General features: G+C 47.5%; 1 protein-coding gene. It reads right to left on the bottom strand.

The features are described 5' to 3' along the window. Positions 1 to 360 precede the first annotated feature (360 nt). Positions 361 to 566: hypothetical protein (locus EXE42_RS19755; protein WP_206750750.1), on the bottom strand; the 206-nt coding region annotated here is incomplete at its 5' end.

Genomic DNA, 566 nt, shown 5'->3' with positions numbered 1-566 from the left:
AGAACACGGTTCTCTCACAGAGCCTATGTGGAGAAATTCGGGTCGTTGATGGCAGCCTTTCGGAGTGCAGGGATTCTGACCGAAGACGTATCCAATAACTGAGAGCATCCTAGAACCCACGGGAAGAGGAAAGTTGATTAATAGATATTCGCTTCTTCAGTAGTTGCGTGTAACCTAGAAAGAGTCAAATTAGTGTAAGTTATTCTGAAGGACGTTCATTTAAAAGACATATTTGGGTGTACTGAATACACAGTTTTGGAATCTCAAGCGGAGTCCAGGTAATAAGAGAGGCTGACGCGCCTCACGGTGGGTGTCATCGACTTTCTCGTCTAATAGAGAGTCCTCAGAAATGCGGTCTGGTTATAGATCAGTGAGGTGTTTTGTTAGTGTATTCCGCTTGAGCGTTTTTTTGTCCCCAACGACGGTGACGGACTCACCGGCCGTTAGCAAGGTGTACAGTGTCCCGATGTTGTTCACCGGTGGCCGGACGATTTCTTCATCGTTGGCCACTGTGAGACTCACGATTACATCTTCTACGATATCCCCTTCAAGGGCGTCGGGGGTGA

The sequence above is a fragment of the Halorubrum sp. SP3 genome (genome assembly GCF_005435195.1).
GTDB classification, from domain to species: domain Archaea; phylum Halobacteriota; class Halobacteria; order Halobacteriales; family Haloferacaceae; genus Halorubrum; species Halorubrum sodomense.
This window is presented reverse-complemented; position numbering and strand designations above follow the sequence as displayed.